General features: G+C 58.8%; 23 protein-coding genes. 18 read left to right on the forward strand and 5 right to left on the reverse strand.

The genetic code is table 11. The annotated features are described in order from the left end of the window. Together ABJO75_RS10115 and ABJO75_RS10120 are read right to left on the reverse strand one after the other, a co-directional pair. Positions 1-537, reverse strand: coding sequence for a TadE/TadG family type IV pilus assembly protein (locus tag ABJO75_RS10115; RefSeq protein WP_348129773.1), 537 nt, complete (start codon positions 535-537; stop codon positions 1-3). Next, a complete protein-coding gene (locus ABJO75_RS10120) occupies positions 537-2,303 on the reverse strand; it encodes a TadE/TadG family type IV pilus assembly protein (protein ID WP_348129776.1) in 1,767 nt (588 codons plus the stop codon). The genes ABJO75_RS10115 and ABJO75_RS10120 overlap by 1 nt, the downstream gene beginning before the upstream one ends. Before the next feature lie 317 nt (positions 2,304-2,620). Here ABJO75_RS10120 and ABJO75_RS10125 point away from each other — a divergent pair, with 317 nt between their 5' ends. The 14 genes from ABJO75_RS10125 (at position 2,621) to ribD (ending at position 17,441) form a co-directional block, all read left to right on the forward strand. Then, positions 2,621-4,051, forward strand: a complete 1,431-nt coding sequence (locus ABJO75_RS10125) for a Glu/Leu/Phe/Val dehydrogenase (RefSeq protein WP_348129778.1) — start codon at positions 2,621-2,623, stop codon at positions 4,049-4,051. Between the two features lie 279 nt (positions 4,052-4,330). Continuing rightward, positions 4,331-5,584: a sarcosine oxidase subunit beta family protein gene (locus ABJO75_RS10130; RefSeq protein ID WP_348129781.1), complete on the forward strand. Its 1,254-nt coding sequence runs from the start codon at positions 4,331-4,333 to the stop codon at positions 5,582-5,584. A 68-nt stretch (positions 5,585-5,652) separates the two neighbouring features. Then, positions 5,653-5,928 carry a sarcosine oxidase subunit delta gene (locus ABJO75_RS10135; protein ID WP_348129784.1) on the forward strand — a complete coding sequence of 92 codons (276 nt, stop codon included), beginning with the start codon at positions 5,653-5,655 and terminating at the stop codon, positions 5,926-5,928. Beyond that, positions 5,925-8,858 (forward strand): sarcosine oxidase subunit alpha family protein, encoded by a 2,934-nt coding sequence (locus ABJO75_RS10140; RefSeq protein ID WP_348129786.1) that lies wholly within the window; start codon positions 5,925-5,927, stop codon positions 8,856-8,858. Before ABJO75_RS10135 ends, ABJO75_RS10140 begins: the two co-directional genes overlap by 4 nt. Then, the gene (locus tag ABJO75_RS10145; RefSeq protein ID WP_348129789.1) at positions 8,851-9,396 is read left to right on the forward strand and encodes a sarcosine oxidase subunit gamma; all 546 of its coding nucleotides are present in this window, start codon (positions 8,851-8,853) and stop codon (positions 9,394-9,396) included. Before ABJO75_RS10140 ends, ABJO75_RS10145 begins: the two co-directional genes overlap by 8 nt. A 35-nt stretch (positions 9,397-9,431) precedes the next feature. Continuing rightward, positions 9,432-9,767, forward strand: a complete 336-nt coding sequence (locus ABJO75_RS10150) for a hypothetical protein (RefSeq protein ID WP_348129792.1) — start codon at positions 9,432-9,434, stop codon at positions 9,765-9,767. 1 nt (position 9,768) lies between these two features. Beyond that, complete coding sequence (gene dnaG, locus ABJO75_RS10155; RefSeq protein ID WP_348129795.1) at positions 9,769-11,715, forward strand: DNA primase; 1,947 nt, start codon at positions 9,769-9,771, stop codon at positions 11,713-11,715. Positions 11,716-11,831: 116 nt separating this feature from the next. Beyond that, positions 11,832-13,814, forward strand: a complete 1,983-nt coding sequence (gene rpoD / locus ABJO75_RS10160) for an RNA polymerase sigma factor RpoD (RefSeq protein WP_348129798.1) — start codon at positions 11,832-11,834, stop codon at positions 13,812-13,814. Positions 13,815-13,986: 172 nt separating this feature from the next. After that, positions 13,987-14,397, forward strand: a complete 411-nt coding sequence (locus ABJO75_RS10165; RefSeq protein WP_348129801.1) for a hypothetical protein — start codon at positions 13,987-13,989, stop codon at positions 14,395-14,397. 87 nt (positions 14,398-14,484) lie between these two features. Next, complete coding sequence (locus tag ABJO75_RS10170; RefSeq protein WP_348129804.1) at positions 14,485-14,901, forward strand: hypothetical protein; 417 nt, start codon at positions 14,485-14,487, stop codon at positions 14,899-14,901. Between the two features lie 4 nt (positions 14,902-14,905). After that, positions 14,906-15,328: a hypothetical protein gene (locus tag ABJO75_RS10175; protein WP_348129807.1), complete on the forward strand. Its 423-nt coding sequence runs from the start codon at positions 14,906-14,908 to the stop codon at positions 15,326-15,328. A gap of 13 nt (positions 15,329-15,341) precedes the next feature. Further along, complete coding sequence (locus ABJO75_RS10180) at positions 15,342-15,764, forward strand: secondary thiamine-phosphate synthase enzyme YjbQ (protein ID WP_348129810.1); 423 nt, start codon at positions 15,342-15,344, stop codon at positions 15,762-15,764. 118 nt (positions 15,765-15,882) lie between these two features. Next, positions 15,883-16,347: a transcriptional regulator NrdR gene (gene nrdR, locus ABJO75_RS10185; RefSeq protein WP_348129813.1), complete on the forward strand. Its 465-nt coding sequence runs from the start codon at positions 15,883-15,885 to the stop codon at positions 16,345-16,347. Beyond that, complete coding sequence (gene ribD, locus ABJO75_RS10190; RefSeq protein WP_348129816.1) at positions 16,344-17,441, forward strand: bifunctional diaminohydroxyphosphoribosylaminopyrimidine deaminase/5-amino-6-(5-phosphoribosylamino)uracil reductase RibD; 1,098 nt, start codon at positions 16,344-16,346, stop codon at positions 17,439-17,441. Before nrdR ends, ribD begins: the two co-directional genes overlap by 4 nt. Before the next feature lie 21 nt (positions 17,442-17,462). On the opposite strand, the gene ABJO75_RS10195 is transcribed toward ribD, so the two are convergent. From ABJO75_RS10195 to ABJO75_RS10205, 3 genes are all read right to left on the reverse strand, one after another. Beyond that, a complete protein-coding gene (locus ABJO75_RS10195; protein WP_348129819.1) occupies positions 17,463-19,460 on the reverse strand; it encodes a capsular polysaccharide biosynthesis protein in 1,998 nt (665 codons plus the stop codon). A gap of 2 nt (positions 19,461-19,462) precedes the next feature. Beyond that, positions 19,463-20,545 carry a polysaccharide biosynthesis/export family protein gene (locus ABJO75_RS10200; RefSeq protein ID WP_348130466.1) on the reverse strand — a complete coding sequence of 361 codons (1,083 nt, stop codon included), beginning with the start codon at positions 20,543-20,545 and terminating at the stop codon, positions 19,463-19,465. A 139-nt stretch (positions 20,546-20,684) separates the two neighbouring features. After that, on the reverse strand, positions 20,685-22,127 hold the full coding sequence (locus ABJO75_RS10205) for a capsule biosynthesis protein CapA (protein ID WP_348129822.1): 1,443 nt from the start codon (positions 22,125-22,127) through the stop codon (positions 20,685-20,687). Here ABJO75_RS10205 and ABJO75_RS10210 point away from each other — a divergent pair. From ABJO75_RS10210 to nusB, 4 genes are all read left to right on the forward strand, one after another. Then, on the forward strand, positions 22,126-22,719 hold the full coding sequence (locus ABJO75_RS10210) for a riboflavin synthase (RefSeq protein WP_348129824.1): 594 nt from the start codon (positions 22,126-22,128) through the stop codon (positions 22,717-22,719). The genes ABJO75_RS10205 and ABJO75_RS10210 overlap by 2 nt on opposite strands. A gap of 191 nt (positions 22,720-22,910) precedes the next feature. Beyond that, entirely contained in the window at positions 22,911-24,032 is a 1,122-nt protein-coding gene (gene ribB, locus ABJO75_RS10215; RefSeq protein ID WP_348129827.1) for a 3,4-dihydroxy-2-butanone-4-phosphate synthase, read from the forward strand. Between the two features lie 3 nt (positions 24,033-24,035). After that, complete coding sequence (locus ABJO75_RS10220; protein ID WP_348129830.1) at positions 24,036-24,587, forward strand: 6,7-dimethyl-8-ribityllumazine synthase; 552 nt, start codon at positions 24,036-24,038, stop codon at positions 24,585-24,587. Beyond that, a complete protein-coding gene (gene nusB / locus ABJO75_RS10225; protein ID WP_348129833.1) occupies positions 24,584-25,066 on the forward strand; it encodes a transcription antitermination factor NusB in 483 nt (160 codons plus the stop codon). The genes ABJO75_RS10220 and nusB overlap by 4 nt, the downstream gene beginning before the upstream one ends. The last annotated feature ends 20 nt before the right edge of the window (positions 25,067-25,086 follow it).

Raw genomic sequence — 25,086 nt, forward strand, 5'->3', positions numbered from 1 at the left:
CTACCTCGGCTCCTGCACAAACGCAGAGGTGGACACCAGCGCGTATTGACCGGCGCCGTCCTTCGCGATGTTCTTGCCAAGTCCGGTGGTGGGAAACACCGGCGAAATCTTGGCGCAGGCGCGCAGGATCATCAGTTCGTTGTCGCCTGCGTCATTCTTGAAGTTTATCTTAGGCTGCACGTTTCTGGATGCGTCCGTACAGCTGGCTTCGCGCGCAACGTTCCCCCAGTTTCGCGGATCGACCTGGATCATCTCGAGCCTGAGGTTGGATTTGCAATTGCTGATGAAACCGGCGCGGTCGCAGATCAGGTCCTTGATCGCGTCGTGCTGCGGGGCAGAGCCTGTGCTGAGGCGGATATCGCGTACGGTCAGGTCCATTGCTCGCTCGAGGCTGGAATGGTTCAGCGTCATCATACCCAGTTCAATACCCGATAGCATGAAGAGCAGCATTGCAGGGAAGGTGATGGCAAATTCAACAGTCCCGTTGCCGTTCTCTGAACGCAGAAAGCGCCGTATCAGGATCGAAACCCGGCGCATCACTGCGTCAGTCTCAGCTTGCGGATCGACGACGCGATCGACGAAAAGGCAATCCGAATCTTTTCGCCGTCTGCATCTCGTTTTACCTCAAAGAAATGCGCGTCGGAGCTGGCGCAGTATTTCAGCATATCAACACCACCCGATGGCGCGTCAAAGCCAATCGTGAACACGATGATGTTGTTGTCCTTGGCGACATCGCAGATACGTTCGGTACGCCCATTCTTGACCCAGGTATCCACATAATTGCGAATGTCGTGATACCATTTTCTGTTGGCTTCCGATGGTGACATGAACGGATAATAGTTTTCGTACAGGTTCGCCTTCAGCGTGACGTGCGCCCATAGGTCCGGATAGCTGATGTTGACCGGGGTGCCCGGTTGTGACCATTCCCTGCACGACCAATCGCCCGGGGTATCCCCGATACATCCCTCAATGCTGTCATCGGGATGGTTTGCTCCATACGGGTGATCGGCCCATTTGTTCCCGTCATTTACCCAATTGCCATGCCGGTCATAGTGCCCCTTGTTGTCGTCGGGCCAAAAATAGGCTTCGGCTGGTGGGTGGTAGATCGAGTAAGCCTTTTCGTCGATGTTGTAGAAGATATCAGAGGGACCCTCGCGAAAACCCTCGTTGACAAAATACTGATCGGTGTTCTGGCCATCGGTCATCAGCACAATCACCTTGAGCGTTTCGCCATCGTTGTAATTTGTCGGCAGGTTCGCGGCACTTTCCGGAACTTCGCCAATCGTGCTGAGTGAATTTACGGCGGTGCGCAGGCTGGGATCGAGCAGGGCTGTACCCCACTTCATGCCAACGTCAATCGAGGTGTTGCCGCGGGCCGTCAGGTTTCTGATATAGCTTTTCAAAGCATCCGGATCGGATTGCATAAGCAATATTTGACGATTCAGATCAGCCTCGCAGACGGGTAGGGAGTCCCGTTCTATGTCATTTCCGACGAGAGTGATCTCGTCTTGGTTCAGACCATTGAATTCATTCCACGGATCAAAATGCATCGTGCGCTGGTATTGGTTGGCATATGAGAGAGATGCCGTATCGAAATCGGCGCTCTCAAAGTTGATGCAATTCGAATACCGGTGTTCCTCGGAGACATTGAACTGCTCCATGAGGGTTTGTGGCACAGAGACCTGCGTTGCATAGGGGACGATCGACATGGTCATGTCGCCATCGGCGCTGTTGTCCGCCATGGTGTCAACAAACTCTTGCGCCGCCGTGATCAGGTTGGTCAGGCGGTTGTTGTTGTTCATTGACCCGGAGACATCCAGCACCAAGGAAATCTCGACCCCATCGATGCGTTCCTCGGCTGTGCCTGCGGCGGGGGCGGTCAAGGTGTCAACACCACTCATATGCATGAACTGGGTGTCGATCTCGGTGCTGGCCGTAGCTGACACCACGCGATAGCCGAGTCCTTGGTCGACCGTGACCGAGGTGAGGTAATCGCCCAGCCCCGATTTCGCAAAGTAGTCTTCGACGACCTCCGAAGGGTTCATCGGCTGATCAAGATCTGCCGCCGCGAGCACAGCACGGTCCAACGTGGCCTGAAGTTTGGAACGGTCGCGTTCAAAGCGCATGAAGTCGATGCCGATACCTGCGACCATCAAGATGATGAGAAATGTATAGACGCCAAACACCAGCATCGCGCCACTGTCGTCGCGTGCGAACCGACGCAGAAAACTGGCGAGCGCAGATGCGCACGCTGATCGTCTGTCAAGACGGTTCAGTCTGCTGACTTTGGCGTTAGAACCCATCGTTAAACCTCATCCGCTCTAATAGGGACATCGGATAGAAAAATCTATTACTCTATGGTTGCGGAACGTGACGAAATTTGGACACAAATCGCGCCGCATTGCGCGTATTATCTACATATTTAGTATAATCCTAACCCTATCATAGCAGGGACTCTCTACCGAACCATCCATCCTTTCCGACGCGTATTATGGTCGATTTTGTGCTGGTATGTACAGGATCATGTCAAATATGTCGCCAAACTTCACCATCTCGTCATAGGTTGGCTTCTAGAACACAGCGCAAGTGAGTCGTTGTGAACGTTCGGGAGGAGAAACGCATGAATCAGAGAAACGAGCCGACATTTCGCGAAAGCGTCGATCTGATGTTCAACCGCGCCGTGGCGCTGATGGACCTGCCGCCGGGGTTGGAAGAAAAGATCCGAGTGTGCAATGCAACCTACACGGTGCGCTTTGGTGTCCGCCTGCGTGGGCAGATCCAGACCTTTACGGGTTACAGGTCCGTGCACTCTGAACATATGGAGCCTGTCAAGGGCGGTATCCGTTTCGCAATGGGTGTCAATCAGGACGAGGTCGAGGCGCTGGCCGCGCTGATGACCTATAAGTGCGCGTTGGTAGAGACCCCCTTTGGTGGCTCAAAAGGCGGCCTGAGGATCGATCCGCGCCAATATGACGAGCATGAGCTTGAGCAGATCACCCGTCGCTTTGCCTATGAACTGGCCAAACGCGACCTGATTCATCCCAGCCAGAACGTGCCTGCACCTGACATGGGGACGGGCGAGCGCGAGATGGCATGGATCGCCGATCAATACGCCCGAATGAACACCACGGATATCAACGCGCGTGCCTGCGTCACCGGCAAGCCGCCGAATGCCGGCGGTATCGCGGGACGGGTCGAGGCCACGGGGCGGGGTGTGCAATATGCCCTGCAAGAGTTCTTCAGACACCCCGAGGATGTGGCCAAATCCGGGTTGTCCGGGTCACTGGAGGGCAAGAGAGTCATTGTTCAGGGCTTGGGGAACGTGGGCTATCACGCGGCGAAATTCCTGGCCGCGGAAGACGGTTCGGTCATCACGGGCATTATCGAGCGGGATGGGGCGCTGTTTAATCCGGACGGTCTTGATGTTGAAGCGGTGTTCAACTGGATTCGCGGTCGTGGTGGTGTGACAGGCTTCCCTGACGCGGCGCACACGGCCGAAGGTGCCGCAGTTCTGGAAGAAGAATGCGACATCCTGATACCTGCGGCGCTGGAAGGTGTGATCAACCTCAGCAATGCGGACAGAATCAAGGCGCCGTTGATCATCGAGGCGGCGAACGGACCCATTACCGCAGGGGCGGACGATATCCTGCGCGCTAAGGGAACCGTCATCATTCCCGATATGTATGCCAATGCTGGTGGTGTGACCGTTTCGTATTTCGAATGGGTCAAGAACCTGAGTCACATTCGGTTTGGCCGGATGCAACGCCGGCAGGAAGAAGCGCGTCACCAGTTGGTGGTGGACGAGCTAGAGCGCCTGGATCGTTATCTTGGTGATGCTTGGTCGATGTCGCCGGACTTCAAGAAAAAGTACCTGCGTGGCGCTGGCGAACTCGAACTGGTGCGGTCCGGTCTGGATGACACGATGCGCACGGCCTATCAGTCGATGCGCGAGGTCTGGCATTCACGCGACGATGTAGATGACTTGCGGACAGCTGCCTATCTTGTTTCGATCACCAAAGTCGCCGCGAGCTACCGCGCCAAGGGCCTCTGAACGGGCAATAGCAACGGTGCGTGAACGGGACTTCGGATGTTCGTACCGCATTTGCCATTTTCCTCCAGCCCGTGCGTTTCATTGCGCGGGCTGAGTGGCTAAGCAAGATATATAGCGAATGTGCGCCAGAACGCCGTGGGCGCGCTGAAATTTTGCGTGATCCCACATTCGATCGGTGCCAAGCCAAATTTCCGTTGGGTTTTCTTTAAAGGCGCTGCTAGGTCTTGGAAAACAGGCGGGTGCGGGCTGGTTTTCGTGCCCTCGCATTAGGGGAATGATATGCGGTTTTCTGGTCTTCGAGTCCTGAAAGAAGGGCTGACCGGGAATCGGGGTTGGACGCCTCACTGGCGTGATCCCGAACCCAAATCCGAATACGATATCATCATCATCGGAGGCGGAGGGCATGGTCTGAGTACGGCCTATTACCTTGCCAAGGAACACGGGCTGACCAATATCGCCTTGCTTGAGAAGGGCTACATCGGTGGCGGCAATGTGGGGCGCAACACGACCATCGTGCGGGCCAACTATTTTCTGCAGGGCAATTCGGAGTTCTACTCCCACTCACTGAAGTTGTGGGAAGGGTTGGAAGAAGACCTGAACTATAACGTCATGCATTCGCAGCGGGGCCTGATCAATCTGTTTCATTCCGACGGGCAGCGCGATGCCTTTGCGCGGCGCGGCAATGCGATGATCAACCAGGGCGACGATGCGGAATTGCTCGATCGCGAAGGCGTGCGTGCTCATCTGCCCTATCTCGATTTCGACAATGGACGTTTCCCGATCTATGGGGGACTCTACCACCCGCGTGGAGGAACGGCGCGCCATGACGCCGTCGCTTGGGGTTATGCGCGCGGTGCGGAACAACGCGGGGTCGACCTCATCCAGAACTGCGAAGTGACCGGGATTGATATCGAGAACGGCAAGGTCCGGGGCGTTCAGACGACACGCGGAGAAATTCGGGCCAAGAAAGTCGGCATCGTGGTCGCCGGACGATCCGGCCAGGTTGCGGCGATGGCTGGGATGCGATTGCCGATCGAGAGCCATGTCTTACAGGCTTTTGTCACCGAGGGTCTGAAGCCGGTGATCGACCATGTGATCAGCTTTGGCATGGGGCATTTCTATATCAGCCAGTCCGACAAAGGCGGGTTGGTGTTTGGTGGTGATCTCGATTTCTATGCCTCTTATGCGCAGCGGGGTAATTTGCCGATGGTCGAGCACGTCATGGAGGCCGGGATGACCCTGATGCCGATGATCGGCAAGGCGAGAGTGCTGCGCAGTTGGGGCGGTATCATGGACATGACGCCGGACGGCTCGCCGATTATCGACAAGACGGGAATAGATGGGCTCTATATCGACTGCGGCTGGTGTTATGGCGGGTTCAAGGCCGTGCCGGCCTCGGGGAATTGTTTTGCGCATCTGATGGCAACGGATCGTCCACATGGGGCAGCGACCCGGTTTGGACTGGATCGGTTCCGCACCGGGCGGGGGCTTTTGGATGAAGAGGGCACCGGCTCTCAGCATAATCTGCACTAGGCGATGGAGGACAGGATGGGAGCCTCCGGCGGGAGTATTGTTGCAAAGATGAAATTGGGGTGCGGCGCATGAGGATCACCTGTCCGGTTTGCGGCGAACGGGATCGGCGCGAGTTTTATTATCAAGGCGCTGCGGTGGCGCTGGATCGGCCATTGCCTGATGCGAATGAGGCGGCATGGGACGACTATGTCCATCTGCGTGAGAACCCCGCAGGGGTCACGCGAGACCTGTGGTATCACGAGGCGGGATGCGGGGCCTGGATCGTAGTGACGCGCGACACAGTCAGCCATGAAGTGCTGGGAACCATGTTGGCTGCGGATGTCCGCGCGGAGGCTGGGGCATGAGGCTGGCGGGAAAGGGTCTGGTGGATCGCACAACGCCAGTGCGGTTCAGCTTTGATGGCGCAGTTCATCAGGGATTTGCAGGTGATACCGTGGCTTCGGCGCTCTTGGCGAATGGTGTCAGGCTGGTCGGGCGGTCTTTTAAATACCATCGGCCCCGTGGAGTTCTGAGCGCCGGAAGCGAAGAGCCGAATGCGTTGATGACCATCGGAACGGGGGCCGGGGTGGAGCCCAACATGCGCGCGACGGTGCAGGAGCTTTATGACGGGCTTGAGGCACAGAGCCAAAACCGTTGGCCATCGCTGAACATGGATGTAATGGCGGTGAATGATCTGGCGGCGCCATTTCTGGGGGCCGGTTTCTATTACAAGACCTTTATGTGGCCACCTGCGTTCTGGGAAAAGCTTTACGAGCCAGTGATCCGGCGGGCGGCAGGGTTGGGAGCCCTGTCCGGGGATCACAATCCTGACTGCTATGAGAAGGCCTTTGCCTTTTGTGATCTTCTGGTGATCGGGGCCGGACCGACCGGATTGATGGCCGCGCTGGTTGCTGCGCGCGCTGGGGCGGACGTGATCCTGGCAGATGAGGATTTCCGTGCCGGCGGGCGATTGCTTGCCGAAAACGAAGAGGTGGATGGGAAGCCCGGTGCCGTTTGGACCGATGAGGTTGTTGCCGAGCTTTCGGCGATGCCCAACGTACGCCTGATGCCCCGCACGACTGTGACCGGAGCTTACGATCAGGGCACTTATGGTGCGCTGGAGCGGGTTGGCCATCACCTCGGGGCGCGGCACGCTGCCTTGCCGCTCGAGACGTTCTGGCGGATTGTGGCCAAACGCACCATTCTGGCGTCGGGTGCGATCGAACGGCCCGTTGCGTTTCGCAACAATGACCGGCCGGGCATCATGACTGCGGGCGCGGTCAGGGCGTATCTAAACCGTTGGGGCGTCGTTCCGGGACACAAGGTGGCGGTTTTTGGCAACAATGACGATGCGCATCGCACGGCGCGGGATCTGCAGGCGGCGGGGGTTCACGTTGCCGCCTTGATCGATAGCCGACACGACGCGCCGGATATGGCGGGTGTTCGGGTGTTCAAAGGCGCGATGGTGTCCAACAGCAGGGGCCGCCGGGCGGTGGAGAGCATTACCATCCGCAGCGTCAGCGGTGAGGACAATCTGGCGGTCGACTGTCTGGCGATGTCGGGGGGGTGGAACCCAACGCTTCATCTGACCTGTCATACCAATAGCCGTCCGGTTTGGCGTGATGATATTCAGGCATTTGTTCCCGTTTCTGGCGCGGTGCCGGGTCTGCGCGCTGCGGGGGCCTGTAACGGGACGTTCTCGACCGCCGCTTGCCTGCGCGCGGGGGCCGATGCGGCTAAGGCAGCGCTGGCTGATCTTGAGCGCACACCGCAGGGAATAGATATTCCGGCGGCTGAAGACGAACCCTATCGGCTGTCGCCACTTTGGGCGGTGCCGGGGCGCGGGCGGGCATGGCTCGACTTTCAGAACGATGTCACGGTCAAGGATGTCAAACAGGCAGCAACCGAGAACTTCCGCTCGGTCGAGCATATGAAGCGTTATACCACGCAAGGCATGGCGACCGATCAGGGCAAGAACTCGAATGTCGCGGCGCTGGCGATCCTTGCCGATATCACCGGGCGCGCCATTCCCGATACAGGCACGACGACGTTTAGACCGCCGTATAGCCCGGTTTCGATTGCCGCGATGGGGGCCGGAGGGCAGGGCAAGGGCTTTGCGCCGCAACGGTTTACCACCAGCCATGTCGCCAGTGTCGAGCGAAACGCGCCGATGATCGAGGCGGGGCTTTGGTACCGGCCGAGCTATTTTCCTGCGCCGGGTGAAACCACTTGGCGGCAGTCCTGTGATCGTGAGGTTGCGATGGTGCGCAACGCGGTTGGCATCTGCGATGTGTCCACGCTCGGGAAGATCGACATTCAGGGGCCGGATGCGGCCGCATTTCTGGATTTCCGTTATACCAATACGTTCAGTACGCTAAAGGTCGGTCGCGTGCGCTATGGGCTGATGCTGCGCGAAGACGGGCATGTGATGGACGATGGCACGACCGCGCGACTGGGCGAAAACCACTATCTCATGACCACCACAACGGCGGCGGCCGGGCCTGTGATGCGCCATCTTGAATTTGCGCATCAGGGATTGCGTCCGGATCTGGATGTGGCGTTCACCTCTGTGACCGAACAGTGGGCGCAGTTCGCAATTGCTGGACCGCAATCGCGCGAATTGTTGAATGAACTGCTGGAAAAGCCGCTGAACGACGATCTTTGGCCGTTCATGGCCTGTGGCGCGGTGTCGGTGCGGGGCATCGCCGGGCGATTGTTCCGGATCTCGTTTTCGGGCGAACACGCTTACGAAATTGCGGTTCCGGCACGCTATGGCGACAGCCTCTTTCGGATGCTGCTCAACCGCGCAGAGGCCTTGGGGGGCGGTGCCTACGGGATGGAGGCGCTGAACGTATTGCGAATTGAAAAGGGGCACATCACCCATGCCGAGATCCATGGTCGGACGACGGCGGATGACATCGGCATGGGGCGCATGGTTTCTGCCAAGAAGGATTGTATCGGCAAGACCATGAGCGAGCGTGAGGGTCTGTCAGGGCCGGAACGCGACCAGTTGGTTGGCCTCAGACCGGCGGGAGATGTCAAGCAATTGACGGCGGGCGCGCATCTGTTCGATCCAGAGGACGAGGCCGTGCGGGTCAATGACAAGGGCTATGTCACGTCGGTCGGGTATTCGCCGACGCTGGGCCAGATGCTGGCGCTTGGGTTTCTAAAAAACGGGCGGGCGCGGCATGGGCAGCAGGTGCGCGTCGTCGATCACCTGCGAGATGTAGAGACGCTGTGCGAGGTGGTTGATCCGGTGTTCTTTGATCCCGAGGGAGGGCGTGTTCGTGGGTGATTTCGTTGCAAGAACGCCCTGCAAGGGATTGTTGCCGCTGGAAATTGGCAATGTCGTGCTTAGTGAGATTGACCTTGGCAGGATGACCTCGATCATGCCGTTCAAAGGCAAACAGGCGATGGTTGCAGGTATCCTGAAGTCTTCGCATGAAGTCGATCTTCCGGAGCCCAATCGGCTCAGCGATAAGGCCGAGGTCCAAGTGATATGGTTTGCCCGTGGACAAGTGTTTCTGGTCGGCGCCGATCCTGATCCTGCGCTGACGGGGCATGCAGCGCTCACCGACCAAAGCGATGCCTGGGCGGTTGTTGCGCTGGAGGGAGCCGGGGCCGAAGATGTGTTGGCGCGCCTCGTGCCTGTTGATCTGCGGAACAGTACATTTCAGATCGGGCACACCCTGCGCACGCAGATGATGCACATGAACGCTTCGATTACCCGCGTTGACGCGGACAGGTTCCAGATCATGGTGTTTCGGTCGATGGCGGAGACTCTCGTTCACGATCTCAGATCGGCTATGGAGGGTGTCGCGGCGCGCGGGTAGAGTATCTCGATCCAAACTGATTCCGGAGTACACCAATGATCCGTCTTGCGCTTGTCGCTTGTCTATTTGCCTCGCCGCTTCTGGCCGCTGAAACCAAAGAGCAGAGCTGTGGCTATCAGGCGCAGGTCATCAGCGCCATTCAGAAGGCGCGGCTTGACCGGGTAAAACAGGCGGATGTGGCGTCGACCATCGCGGCATCCAACCCGACCTGGCCTGCAAACTACAATGCGGCGATCCCGCAATTGACCGAATTTGTCTACAGCCAGAAAAAGCGCGATCTGAAAAAGACCGATCTGGGTGCGAACATGGAACAGCAGTGTCTTGAAAACTGGGACCAGATTCAGGAAATGCAAAAGAATCTGAAGAACTGATATGTCGCTGCCGCCGGGTTTTCTGGAAGAACTTCGCTCTCGGGCCAGCCTGTCACAGGTGGTCGGACGCAAGGTGACCTGGGACGCGCGGAAGTCCAATCAGGGCAAAGGCGACATGTGGGCACCGTGCCCGTTCCATCAGGAAAAAACCGCGTCCTTCCATGTCGATGACCGCAAGGGATTCTATTACTGCTTTGGTTGTCACGCCAAGGGTGATGCGATTTCCTTTATCACCGAAACCGAGAATGTCGGGTTCATGGAAGCGGTCAAAATCCTTGCGCGGGAAGCAGGGATGAACATGCCCGCGCGTGATCCCAAAGCGCAGGAAAAGACTGACCGGCGCAGTGAATTGGCCAAGGTGATGGAGCAGGCGGTACAGTTTTTCCGCCTGCAACTCAAGACAAGTGCAGCGGCGGAGGCGCGCGACTATCTCGACCGGCGCGGTCTTAGGGCTGAGGGGCAGGAGCGATGGGAGATCGGCTTTGCGCCCGATGGCTGGCAGGGCCTGTGGGATCATCTGCGCGGAAAATCTGTTCCGGACGACATGATACTGGCGGCGGGGTTGGCCAAACCGTCGACCAAAGGCGGCAAGCCCTATGACACGTTTCGCAATCGCATCGTGTTTCCGATCCGGGATGCGAGAGGGCGTTGCATCGCTTTTGGCGGGCGGGCCATGGACCCGAACGACAATGCAAAATATCTGAACTCACCGGAAACCGAACTTTTTGACAAAGGGCGGAGCCTTTACAACCACGGCCCGGCGCGCAGCGCGGCGGGCAAGGGCAAGCCGCTGATCGTGGCCGAGGGTTACATGGACGTTGTCGCGCTGGCGTCTGCCGGGTTCGATGCGTCGGTGGCCCCTTTGGGGACGGCAATCACCGAGAACCAGCTGCAACTGTTGTGGCGGATCGCGCCTGAACCGATCATCGCGCTGGATGGTGACACGGCAGGCCTGCGTGCCGCGATGCGCCTTATTGACCTCGCATTACCGTTGCTCGCGGCGGGGCAAAGCCTGCGGTTCGCGATCATGCCGGAGAAGATGGACCCAGATGATTTGATCCGTGATCGCGGGGCTGGCGCGATGAAGAAGCTGCTGGATGATGCGATTCCGATGGTGCAATTGCTCTGGCAGCGTGAGACCGAGGGCAAATCCTTTGACAGCCCCGAGCGCAGGGCAGCACTGGATGCGACGCTGCGCGAGCGGATTCAGCAAATTCGCGATCCGTCGATCAGGGGGCATTACGGGCAGGCGATCAAGGATTTGCGGTGGGAACTGTTTTCGCCGCGCAGAACCGGGGTAGGGCGCAAACCCTGGAAGCCGGGGCAAAAGGCAACGCCCGTTCCGATGGCCGGAACTAAAACATCCCTGCTTGTCGCTGCGGATGACGCCGCCCAGATACATCTGCGCGAAGCGGTCATTCTGGCCACGATCATCGCCACGCCCAAAGTCGTCTCTGAATTCGAGAGCGATTTGGAACGGATGGCCTGCGCCGATCCCACCCACGCCCGGCTGCGTGATCTGGTTCTGCGCCACGCGGATACGCAGGAACGGTCACTATCTGACATCCTCGCCGAGGAAATTGGTCCCGGTACCCTTGAAAATCTTCATGCCCTTCGCCATGTCGCAATCAGCCCCTGCGTTCGAAACCCGGGCGATGTTGAACTGGCGCGCATGACGCTGACCGAAGAACTCGCCAAACTCACCACGCAACGCGGGCTAACTGCCGAAATTGCCGAAGCCCTCGAAGATGTCGCGGGCGGCGCCGATGAGGCTTTGACATGGCGGCTGTCGCAGGCCGCCGAAGCCCGTAACCGGGCTGCACGCAGTGAACACGAAGACAAGGCAGAGTATGACACCGGCGACAATGGCGCGCGAATCAACAAGGACGAACGCGAGCGTTTTGAGGCCTTGTTGCAGCAGATCGGGCAACCCAAATCGCAACGGTGATGTGTTTTGGTAAAGAATCACTAAAGAAAAACGGGTAGATGGGTAGCCGAATCAGCAGATCACGCTAATGATTCGTTCCAATCGAATCACCCGAGACGCCCTAGCAGGAGCAACGCATGGCCGCCAAAGACAATGACGACCGCAAGTCTGACGATCAGGACGCCGAGATTTCGCTCGATATGAGCCAGACCGCCGTCAAGAAAATGATCGGCGAGGCGCGCGAAAAGGGTTACATCACCTACGACCAGCTCAATCAGGTTTTGCCGCCAGATCAGGTCAACTCCGAACAGATCGAAGACGTGATGTCGATGCTCAGCGAGATGGGCATCAATATCATCGAGGATGAAGAGGCCGAAGAGGAAGAGCAAAAGGGCTCGACCGAAGTCGCGACAACCGAGAGCGCGCGCGAAGTCACCGTTTCGACCGGCACCACCGAAAAGCTGGACCGCACAGACGATCCTGTGCGCATGTATCTGCGCGAGATGGGCAGTGTCGAGCTGCTCAGCCGCGAAGGCGAGATCGCCATCGCCAAGCGGATCGAGGCAGGGCGCAACACGATGATTGCCGGGCTTTGCGAAAGCCCGCTGACCTTTCAGGCGATCACGATCTGGCATGACGAACTGCTTAGCGAAGACATCCTGCTGCGTGATGTGATCGATCTCGAGACGACATTCGGCGATCAACTGGACGAAGACGAAGAGGTTCAGGCCCCTGTTGTCGACGCCAACGCCAAGACCGAAAAACCAGCGGAAGAGGAAACTCAGGAGCTGGATGCGGATGGCAACCCCATCGCCAAAGACGATGACGATGACGAGGATGAACAAGCCAACATGAGCCTTGCGGCGATGGAGGCCGCGCTCAAGGATCAGGTTCTGACCACCCTTGAAACGATCTCCAACGACTATGCGCAACTGTCCGAAATGCAGGACAGCCGTATTTCCGCAACCCTGAACGAAGACGATTCCTTTAGCGATGCGGCCGAGGCAACCTATCAGGCGCTGCGTTCGGAAATCGTTGAGCTGGTGAACGGATTGCACCTGCACAACAACCGGATCGACGCGTTGATTGACCAGCTTTACGGGATCAACCGGCGGATCATGTCGCTGGACAGCTCCATGGTCAAACTGGCGGATCAGGCGCGGATCAACCGGCGCGAGTTCATTGATGCCTATCGGAGCCGGGAACTTGATCCCAACTGGCTCAGCGACATGGCGGAAAAGCCGGGTCGCGGCTGGAAGATGTTCATTGAACGCTCATCGGACAAGGTCGAAGAACTGCGCAATGACATGGCCCAGGTCGGGCAATATGTCGGTCTTGATATCAGCGAATTCCGACGCATCGTTCAGCAGGTTCAAAAAGGCGAGAAAGAAGCCCGTCAAGCCAAGAAGGAAATGGTCGAGGCCAACCTGCGTCTGGTTATCTCGATCGCCAAGAAATACACGAACCGTGGTCTGCAATTCCTTGATCTTATTCAGGAAGGCAATATCGGCCTGATGAAGGCGGTGGACAAGTTCGAGTATCGCCGGGGCTACAAGTTCAGCACCTATGCGACGTGGTGGATCCGGCAGGCGATCACCCGCTCGATTGCGGATCAGGCACGCACGATCCGTATTCCGGTGCACATGATCGAAACGATCAACAAGCTGGTTCGTACCGGTCGCCAAATGCTGCACGAGATCGGACGCGAGCCGACACCAGAAGAACTGGCGGAAAAGCTGCAGATGCCGCTTGAGAAGGTTCGCAAGGTGATGAAGATCGCCAAGGAACCGATTTCTCTGGAAACGCCGATCGGCGATGAGGAAGACAGCCAGCTTGGCGATTTCATCGAGGACAAGAACGCGGTTCTGCCTTTGGACTCCGCAATTCAGGAGAACCTCAAGGAAACCACGACCCGCGTCCTAGCAAGCCTGACTCCACGCGAAGAACGCGTGTTGCGGATGCGGTTCGGGATCGGGATGAACACCGACCACACCTTGGAAGAGGTCGGGCAACAGTTCAGCGTGACACGCGAGCGGATCCGCCAGATCGAGGCCAAGGCATTGCGCAAGCTCAAACACCCAAGTCGCAGTCGCAAGCTGCGCAGTTTCCTCGATCAGTAGTCAATACAGAAACCCCGCCGTCCCTTCGGCGGGGTTTTTTGCACTGGCATCTTTTGTTGAATGGCCGTCTGGCGAGGCAGCCGCGGGTTATCGCCGATAAACACGCCGTGATCGCCCTTTGCACATCTCACAACCGCTCTATCGTTGGTTCACACCCAATCGGAGAAACCTCATGAAGAACAAGATCACAGGCCTTGCGCTGATCGCCGGACTAGCCTTGGCGATTCCGCAGACGGGCGACGCCTTTACAAGCAAGTTGGGTGCGCGCGTGAATCCAGTCAACTCCAATGTTTTTGAGGTTGTCCCAAAGAGCAGTGGAAATGGGCAGGTCTTTTGGTGCAGCGCGGCTGATTATGCCCAGCGTGAATTGCGAGCGTCATGGCAAGCCCGCCTCTATATCGCTCGCGGCCGAGCACCAAGCGTTACGACCGGGCGGCGCTCGTCGGTTCAGTTCACGCTCGACCCAAAGGCGGCAGGCATAACACCCGCACCACCCTCGCTTAGCCTGAATGCCTTGAAAGTAGGCGAGAGCATGACCGTTCAGCAGGCGCACGGGTATTGTCAGGTCGCACCGATCTTTTAGGGGGTGGCGAGACAACCCGATCAGACCGTGCTAGGTTTATCGAAACAGGCAACAGAGCCACGGCGTCATACAGCGCGAGGTGAACCAATGAAAATAGCGACGAGCGTGACACTGGCAGCGTTCTTGGCCGTGATCCCAACATGGGGGAGCGCATGGTGGGCCATTAACCGGCTCGAAGTATTTCCAGTTTCCGAAACAGTGTGGGAGGTGGTCGCCGGGGTAGGCACCAGCGCCGCCGATTTCTGGTGCGGTGCAGGGGATTTCGCCCAACGGGTGATCGGTGTGCCGGCTGTCGCTCGTATCTATATCTGGAAGCCGATCGGTTCCAGCGTAACGCGTCCGGGACGCAAGGCAGTGCAGTTCTCGATGTCACCGCCAGCGGGCGCCGATACCAGCACCGGATACTCGCTTACCGTCAAGCGCGCTGGTGACAATCTCGCGCGCCATACGGCCGTTTGGTATTGTTATCAGTATGACGGTCCGGCGATCTGGGATAGGTGGTAAGCCCATGCTAAATAATGTTCGGAAGACCCGATATCTCGCTTTTTCCATTATCCTTGCAATAGTGTACACGGCGACGCCTGCATCGGCTTGGCGCGCCACCAACAGTCATGTGGTCAATCCACTCTCGGCGACGTCTTTCGAAGTGATTGGCCGCGGCGGTATTTCCAGCACCGAATACTGGTGCGCAGCCGGAGACTATGCACGCCGCGTGCTTGGCGTGCCAATCGAACAGCGCATCTATATTTCACGACCGCGCGGTCGGTCCGAGACCGAGAATGCCAAATCTGCTGTTCAGTTCTCGCTCGACCCACCAGCGAACGCAGACCTAAAGCCGGGATTGCTGCTGACTGTGACCAGGACGGGCGACAACCTCAGCGCGTGGGGTGCGTGGAACTATTGCGTGCCGCAAATGGGCCGCGCCGGATAGGGCGCAGGTTAGCGTGGCCGATCAGACCGAATTCATCATCGAAACCCATGGTCCGGGGCTGTACGAATTTACGCGCGATGTCACCGGTTGGGTGAGGAACACGAGGTGCCGGACTGGCCTTCTTACACTCTTCGTGCGGCACACATCTTGTTCGCTGGTGATTCAGGAAAACGCTGACCCCGAGGTTCGGGACGATCTGACCGATTTCTTTGATCGTTTGGTTCCACCAGGTACTGATCCTGCCATGTCCTATCTGCGCCACACCTATGAAGGCCCCGATGATATGCCGGCGCATATCAAATCGGCGCTGTTGCCAGTCTGCCTGTCGATCCCTGTATCGGATGCAAGGCCGCTCCTTGGCACGTGGCAGGGAGTCTATCTCTTTGAACACCGCACGGCGCCGCACCACCGGCATGTGGTCGCGCATTTGGCCTGACTTCCGTATCTTGCGGTGTGAATTCCCCCCTACCCAAATCCTAGCGGCTCGCCTATAATTCTCGGCAAGTGGGCCAGAGCACCCACAACAAGTGGCAGAAATCATAGGGGGACGGCTGATGCGCTGCCCGTTTTGCGGAAATATCGACACACAGGTCAAGGATTCACGTCCCGCCGAAGATCACGTTTCGATCCGGCGGCGGCGGTTCTGCCCGGCTTGCGGTGGCCGGTTCACAACCTATGAGCGGGTACAGCTGCGCGACCTCGTGGTAATCAAGACAAACGGCAAGCGCGAAGACTTTGACCGGGATAAACTGGAACGTTCGATTCGCATTTCGATGCAGAAGCGCCCGATTGAACCGGAACGCATTGATCAGATGATCTCGGGTATAGTTCGCCGGCTTGAGAGCATGGGTGAAACCGATATTCCATCCAGCAAGATCGGCGAGATCGTGATGGAGGCTTTGGCCCGGATCGATACGGTTGCCTACGTGCGTTTTGCCAGTGTTTACAAAAACTTTCAGGCGGCAGACGACTTTGAGGATTTTGTCCACGAACTGCGCCCACAGACGCCGGAAGAGTGACCGACAGCGACACACGCTTTATGGCGCTGGCCCTGTCTTTGGGCCGCCGCGGACAAGGACGATGCTGGCCAAATCCCGCTGTCGGCTGTGTGGTCGTGCAAGAGGGGCGCATCGTCGGGCGGGGATGGACTCAACCGGGCGGGCGACCCCACGCCGAAACCATGGCCTTGGCGCAGGCTGGTGATCTGGCGCGCGGTGCAACGGCCTATGTCACGCTTGAGCCTTGCTCTCATCACGGCAAGACACCGCCTTGCACCGACGCGTTGATCGCAGCAGGTGTCGCGCGGGTCGTCGCATCCATCGAGGATAGTGATGCGCGGGTTGCAGGGCAGGGGTTTGCCAGATTGCGCGAACATGGCATCGACCTGACCACTGGCGTACTGGCGGATGAGGCCGCGCGGGATCACGCCGGGTTCTTCCTGAGAACCGAACAAGGCCGTCCTCTTGTCACGCTGAAACTTGCCAGCAGCTTTGACGGTCGGATCGCCACCGAAACCGGACAGAGCCAATGGATCACCGGACCGATGGCGCGTCGAGCGGTGCATGGGATGCGTGCGCGCCATGACGCGGTGATGGTCGGTGCCGGTACGGCGCGGGCGGATGATCCATCACTGACCGTGCGCGATCTGGGCATCGCGCAGCAACCGGTGCGCGTGGTGGTATCCCGCTATCTTGATCTGCCATTCATGGGGAAATTGGCACGCACGGCGGGCGAGGTTCCCTTGTGGATCTGCCATGGCGAAGGGGCCGACGCCGAACGGTTGCGGGCGTGGACTGGGTTGGGCGCGCGTTTGCTGCCCTGCGGTGCGCGCGGGGTGCAGCTCGATCCGAACGAGATACTGCGCCAGCTCGGCGATGCAGGGCTGACACGGGTGTTCTGCGAAGGGGGCAGCGCGTTGGCGGCGTCGTTGCTGGCCGCCGATCTGGTGGACGAGCTGGTTGGTTTCACCGCAGGGCTTGCCATTGGGGCCGATGGGTTGCCCGCAATCGGCGGTCTTGGCATCACGCATCTGGCAAGTGCGCCGCGCTTTGAGTTGATCGAAACGGGCCGGGTCGGGCCGGATATACTGCATCGCTGGCGTCGCGCGATCTGATTGTCGGAGTCGCTGGCCGGATCACCGCCAAAGATAGGCGTAGGTCGCAAACAGTCCTTGCAGCTTTGACACCGTTCGATTGACCGGGCCGGGTTGGGGGACTGAGGCATCGTTGAGGCGATCAACAACCACTTCTACCGGGCAAATCCGTCGGGTCACCGGATCGAAATAGCGCGGATAGTCGATCAGCGCCGCATGTACGAGGCCCAGCAGGTCCGGACGGGCCTGACGCCGCTTGGGTATGTCACCCAGATCGGTGGTCAGCCCCCATCCCGCATAGAACGGCGTACCAACCGTGGTCACAGGGATACCGCGCAGCAACGCTTCGAACCCGAGCAGCGAAGTCATTGTCCAGACCTCGTCGACTTGCGCGAGCAGGGCAGACGGATCGGTTTCGTTGGCGATCACGTCTGCGTTCGCGGTATCTATGACTCCGGGGCGCAGGCCAGCCTCGACATCGGGGTGAGGTTTGTAGATCAGGATGGAGTCCGGATGCGCCTTTCTTACCGCACGCAACAAGGCCGCGTTGGTCGAAATGTCGCCGGTGCCCAGCCGGATCGACGCATCGTCCTCGACCTGGCCCGGCACCAGGATGCGATGGCCCTCGGGCAGTGATGCGACCGGCCCACCAACATTGTATTTGCTAAGCCCGCTGCGCGTGAGCATCGTGATCAGCCTCTCGGCGCGCAGGCTTTGATCCGGTCGCAAGGTCGTGCGGGCGGTGATATGCGCCTCAAGTCGGCTGGCCTGACGGGGATCATAGTAGATCCCGAGATCGTCGAGGGTGAGCGACAGAGCAGGAACCAGCGTCGCGCCCAACCCGCGCGAGCGTAGAAATCCGTCTTCGATCCGGATCGTGTCGTCATCTATTGTCGGAGCGCTGCCCCATATCATGTGGCGACGGTCGGGGAATTTGCGGCGATCCCTGTCGAATTTCATCCGTTTCACATAGCCGAATGTCTGCTGCATCGGGCGGCGTTTCCAAAGACGGATGCCGCTTGCGACCCATCCTCGGCGATCTTCGCGCCAGGCCCTGACCTGCGCTTCAAGATTGTCCAGCACGGTTTCCAGCTCGCAGAGCTGATCCCGAAACGGATCGTACCATGTGGGATAGAGAATCATGGCGGCGGCAAAGAGCTGCGCGCGCGTGAGACTGCGGGCGCGGCGCGGCACCGGGTTTTCATCCGTCGTAAGCCCCCAGCCTGCATAAAACGGCTGACCAAAGACACGGGGGCGATGCCCGGCAAGGATCGCTTCGAAACCCAGATGTGAAGACACCGTATAGACGCCGACAGCGCCATCAAGGATGTCCCACGGGCTAAGCGGATCGTCATGCAGGCTGACCCGATTGCTGGTATCTGCCTCAGAATAATATCCGGGCCGGAAGCCTGCGCGCGTCTCGGGGTGGGTCTTGATGATCACCCGCGCGCCGGGATGTTCCTCTTGCGCAAAGACCAGCATTTCGCGGAATAGGGCGTCATTGCCATTGCTCGCTGTAACCGACGCATCATCGCGCACCTGATCGACAACGAGGACGTAACCGGGGTCGGGCGGTTGGATAGCAGTGTCGAAATTGTTGTATTTGCTCAGATGATGTTCGCGAATGCGGGCCATCGCTCCGCGCGCACGATCCAGAACTGCGGTATCGTCCAAGGGGTCATGCGCTAGAATGTGTTCCAGATGGGACGGGCCTGACGGGTCAAAATGCAGGCCCGAACGGTCCAGCAATAACCCGATGGGAGGCTCTCCGCTCCGGCCCGGATGGATGGACCGCAGGAATGCGTCTTCGACGCGCAACAGCGGTACGTTCCGATTTCGCGCGACCTTCTGACCGCGATGGGCCGTCGGGCTGTTGCCCCAAATGGCCACGAGGTCATCCGCGCCGGGCAGTCCAAATCGCAGATCAAAACCCGTAAGATGCAGTATGCGTCGAACCCGCCGCTGTGTCAGAAAGCCGCCATTATAGGCATAGACCCGGGAACGCTCATCATCTCCGGGTGTCGGCGCTTGGCCGGTCATGCCTATTGGGTCAGGGTGGCGACGTTCGCGATGGGGGTCAGCCCGCCTACGATAAGTGAAATTGATTTGCTCCACTGGGCATAGGGTGCCTCGGTCACGTAAATCGTATCACCGTCATGGATCACGAAATCGCGGGCCTGAAACACGCCGTTCGGCTCTTTCAGGTTCAGCACGTAAACGAGGCGTTGCGCTCCTTGAAGATCGTCGCGGCCCAGAACCTGATTGGCAATCGCGGCCTTTTCATTGCGGAACACAAAGATACCGGTGGGATCAGAGGAAATCGATATCAGACCGCCGACCTGCGCCAATGCATCCATGGCCGAGAGGTTCTTGGTCTCGAACCTCACGCGGGCTTGCTGGCTGGTGGCACCGATCGCTGTATAGGCCCGGCTGTCTTCTTCGACGAGAATTCGGTCGCCGCCACGCAGGGCGATGTCCAGATTGGGGTCTTTGTAGAGGTCCTGAAACCAGACTGTTCCCTTGCGAGAGCCGCGAATGACGGTCACGAGGGCAATTTCGGGTTCGATGACGACGCCGCCAGCCTTGGCCAGCATCGCCGCGAGCGTCCGGGTGGGCCGTTCGATCGGGTAAACACCTTGGGCCCCGACACCGCCAACAAGCGAAACGGTCGACCCGTCACCGGCTAGACGCCGCACTTCGACCTGCGGGTCGGGTGTCTGGTCCATCAGGCGTTCGGTGATGATCGCACGCAACTGTTCCGGGGTGTTGCCGGCGGCACGAATGCGGCCGCCATAGGGGACAAAGATATGACCACTACTGTCCACCTGAACTTCTTCAAGCGCTGTGGAATTGCCGACGTCACCTGCAAGCAGACCATCATCGACGTTTTCCCAGATCGTCAGGCCCAGCGTATCGCCCGGACGAATCGTATCTGATGTGAGTTGCGGCGTGGTTCTGAAATCGCTCGAAAACCCAAGAGCGGGTACCACTGCCGTTGCGCGGGTAACGCGGTCGTTGACCGCTACGACAAAGGCGTCACCGTCCTTTTGCAGGGACCCATCAAAGATTTGACCTTTGGTCGGGCCAGCCTGTGGCAGGGAACAGGCGGTCAGTGCGCCTGCCACTATGGCGATTGTGGCGAATCTAACCCATCGGAACGAAACAGTTTTCAAAGAGCGGCCCCCTCGACCCGGTGTCAGCACCCATCAATTTTGCGAAACCTAGAGGAATTGGCTTTGGATAGCCAGTCATGGGGACGCAGTCTCAGGTTATCGCGCGCAAATGTGGTTTCTGTGCCTCTTGGCCGGATTCCCGCGCAGTATAGGGGTCGTGAGGCGCAAGCATCATGTCAACGACACGACGCAGCAATCGCTGCCGTCCTCGTCTGGAATAGAAACCTCCCGGCACCTGGCTGGTTTCCAGAAGATATCGCCGATAGATCAGGTAGGCCGACGTCACAGGGCGGCGGGGATTCGCAAAGAAGTCGGGTAGCGCTTGATCGGAGATGAACTCGGGTTTGGCATAGACCGCACGGCCGAAAATTCGCAAGGGCAACCCCCGCCACAGGGCCTGCTGCCCGGCGGTGGAATTGACCGTGACCACGCTGCGCGCATCGTCCATGAGTCGGGCCAGCTTGCCGCCGCGGACAAAATGAACCCGGTCTGTCAGCCCATAAGCCTTTGCGATGCGGGTGATGTCCTGTTGCAGAGGTGTGCGTCCGTCTTCCAGCGGGTGGGCCTTGAAAACCAGATGATGATGCGGCGGTGCGCCCTCGGCAAAGCCCGCGATGACCTCGGAGAGGAATTCGGTCATGCTGTCAAAGCTGGAGTGATCCCGAAAGCTGGCGTCATGTTCGAGCTGCAGCAAGGCGAGGTGATAAGGATAGCCCCCCCGCCGGACGCGCGCCGTCCTAAGACGTCGTTCGGTGGCGTGGACCGGGATCAGCAGCAATCGTTTCAGATGCAGCAGAAATTCGCGTGTGACGGGCAGGGTCCGATGCGGTCGAAAGTGGCGATAGCCCCGATTGGTGAACATCACGCACCAATGATAGGCCGCGCCATAGAACATGTGCTGCCGCATGTCGCCCCAATGGGCCGGTGGCGGTGGTGCTTCGATATCCGCGCGCTCAAGCTGAGCCTGCATATCGGAGACAGGCATCTGAATCAGTTGGGAATTGCCGTTCGAACCGTCGCGTTCATATGTGACCCAATAGGGGCGCAGATAGCCTTCTTCAAAAACATGGATGGTAATGTTGCGGGCGCGGGCGGCGGCAATGGCGGTGGCATGAATGCGGCGGGTGTCTCCGTAGAGCACGATATCAGTCACGTTGTGCAGATCGAAAAGCACGCTGATGGTACCGGGCCAGTTCTGCGGAAGGCCACGAAACGGGATATAGCTGGGACGGTCAAACCAGAAGGCCCTGTCGCCGGCATTGAACCCCACGCGCAGTACGCGCGCGCCGGTATTGCGCAGCATGCGCCCAAGCGCGTTGAAAAAAGGCCCGTGCGGCCCTTGCAGGAACAGAAAGACCCTGTCCTGACCTTGCAATGGCAAAGTGGGTTGGTTGACGCTACCGATCCGACTATCCCGGCACTTGTGAAACAGTGAATTTATGGCCCGGCTGGGTGGGTTTGGCAAGACGTGGGGCTTGCCGTGCGCGACATCGCTGGTTACGTGAAACGAACAGAATTCAAGGGGGCGCAGCATGTTCACTGGCATCATCACCGATATCGGCACCGTACGGGAGTTGGAGCAGCAAGGCGATCTGCGCGCGCGGATCGCGACCGGGTATGACACTGTTGGCATTGATATCGGCGCCTCAATCGCCAGCGATGGGGTCTGTTTGACCGTGATTGCCTTGGGGGATGACTGGTACGATGTGCAGGTGAGTGCCGAGACCGTGTCAAAAACCAACCTCGGCGATTGGGCCGAGGGTAAACGGGTAAACTTGGAGCGGGCCCTGAAAGTCGGGGACGAGTTGGGCGGCCATATCGTATCCGGCCACGTGGATGGGGTCGCCGAAGTGATTGCCATTGTTGATGAGGGTGACAGCACTCGCGTGACCCTGCGCGCACCGGAGGAGTTGTCACGGTTCATTGCGCCGAAAGGGTCCGTTGCGTTGAATGGAACGTCTTTGACAGTGAATGAAGTCGATGGAGCGTCATTCGGGATCAACTTCATTCCGCATACCAAGGACGTCACGACTTGGGGTGATGTGGCTGTCGGAGATCGCGTCAATCTCGAGATAGATACGTTGGCGCGATACGTGGCGAGACTCGCCGAGACAACCACAGCTTAGGCGAACGGGCAGGGGGCGCTGCCCCCTAAGGCGGAAATCCGGGATATTCGCCGTTCACCCCCGGAGTATTTGGACAAAGATGAAGTGGTGCGCGTCGGGTTTTCGCGGGTAACAGCGCGTTCCGGGTCTGGCGTTCATGACGCGTGTGGGGTATTTGCGCCCTGAGCCAACTGCGCACGGAAGACGACCTAATGAGCTTTGAAACACCCGGTCAGGTCGAAACGGACCTGCGCCATGCCATTTCTCCTATTGAGGAGATCATCGACGCGGCGCGGCGTGGCCAGATGTTCATCCTGGTCGATCACGAGGATCGCGAGAATGAAGGCGATCTGGTGATTGCCGCCGAATTCGCCGATGCCGAGGCAATCAACTTTATGGCGACCCATGGTCGGGGGCTGATCTGCCTGCCGATGACCGCAGAGCGGGTCGACCGGTTGGGACTGCCGATGATGGCCGTCAACAACTCCTCGCGTCACGAAACACCGTTTACCGTGTCGATCGAGGCCCGTGAAGGCGTCAGCACCGGTATTTCCGCGCCGGATCGGGCCCATACTGTCGCGGTTGCAATCAACGAACAGAATACCATGGCCGAGCTTGCGACGCCCGGGCATATCTTTCCGCTGCGAGCGCGCAATGGCGGCGTTCTGGTGCGGGCAGGCCATACCGAGGCCGCAGTTGATATTGCGCGGCTGGCAGGGCTGAAGCCCGCCGGCGTAATTTGTGAAATCATGAATGCGGATGGCACGATGGCGCGCCTGCCGGAACTCGTGGACTTTGCCAAAGCACATGAGATGAAGATCGGCACGATTTCGGATTTGATCGCCTTTCGCAGTATCAACGACAACCTGGTGGATCAGACCGCACAACAGACCGTGACCTCGGAATTCGGAGGGGACTGGGATATGCGCATCTTTACCGACCAGACCCACGGAGTAGAACACGTGGTGCTGATCAAGGGCGATATCACGACACCCGAGCCTGTCCTGACCCGAACACATGCGCTGCATGAAGCGAGCGATATGCTGGGATTGGGGCCAAAGCCTGCGCGCGAACTGTCATGTGCGATGGAGTTGATCGCCGATGAAGGGCGCGGGGTGGTTTGTCTTTTTCGCGAACCGCGTCATTCGCTGTATGCCTCTGAGGAAGAGGGGCCGCGCACCATCAAACGGACGGGTCTTGGCGCGCAAATCCTTTCGACCCTTGGGGTCAAGAACTTGATTCTGCTGACAGATTCGCCGCTTACACGCTATGTCGGGCTGGATGCATATGGCTTGTCGATCGTCGACACGCGCCCGATCATGTCGGAGGGATAGACCATGGCCAAATCTGAAACACATTACGTTCTGCCGCGTCCGGAGTTTGACAAACCGGTCAAGCTGTTGATCGTTGTGGCGCCCTATTACAAGGATATCGCCGACGATCTGATTGCCGGTGCCAAGGCTGAAATCGAGGCTGCAGGTGGGACATGGGACCTCGTAGAGGTGCCAGGTGCGCTTGAGGTGCCGACGGCCATTGCGATTTCGGACCGGCAGTCGAATTTTGACGGTTATGTTGCTCTGGGCTGCGTGATCCGCGGGGAAACGACGCATTATGAAACCGTTTGCAACGACAGCAGCCGGGCGTTGCAGTTGATGGGTTTGCAAGGCCTGTGCATCGGGAATGGGATCCTGACGGTCGAAACCCGCGATCAGGCTGTGGTCCGCGCAGAAGCGGACGGCCAAAACAAAGGTGGCGGCGCGGCAGCAGCGGCCTTGCATCTGATCGCGCTCGCTCGTAAGTGGGGCGGTCAGCGCAAGGGTGTTGGGTTTCGTGCCCCGTCAGACCCGATCCTGCTGGCGGAAAAGAGCGACGGACCAACTACGGCATGACCACTTCTAATACCACCCTGTCTGGCAACCAGAAACGCAAGATGAAATCGGCCGCGCGGCTTTACGCGGTGCAGGCACTGTTTCAGATGGAGCAGAGCGGACAGACCAGCGAGCAGGTCGTGGCCGAGTTTCTGGAGCACCGCTTTGGTGCGACTTATGATGGTGAAGAAATGCTGGATGGCGACATCAAGTTGTTTCGCCGCGCGGTCGAGGACGCGGTGAATTATCAGGCGCGGATCGACCAGATGACGGATCGCGCGCTGGTGGCCAAATGGCCGATTGCACGCATTGATCCGACGCTGCGGGGGCTGTTTCGCGCAGCCGGGGCCGAGCTGACCAACAGCAACACGCCGCCTAAGGTTGTGATCGTCGAATATGTCGATATAGCGCGCGCGTTTTTTCCTGATGGGAAAGAGCCGAAATTCGTGAACGCCGTGCTGGACCACATGGCGCACGAGGCGAAACCCGAAGCGTTCTAGAGCGCGATGATTTACGTTTC

Source organism: Sedimentitalea sp. (assembly GCF_039973035.1).
GTDB lineage: Bacteria > Pseudomonadota > Alphaproteobacteria > Rhodobacterales > Rhodobacteraceae > Sedimentitalea.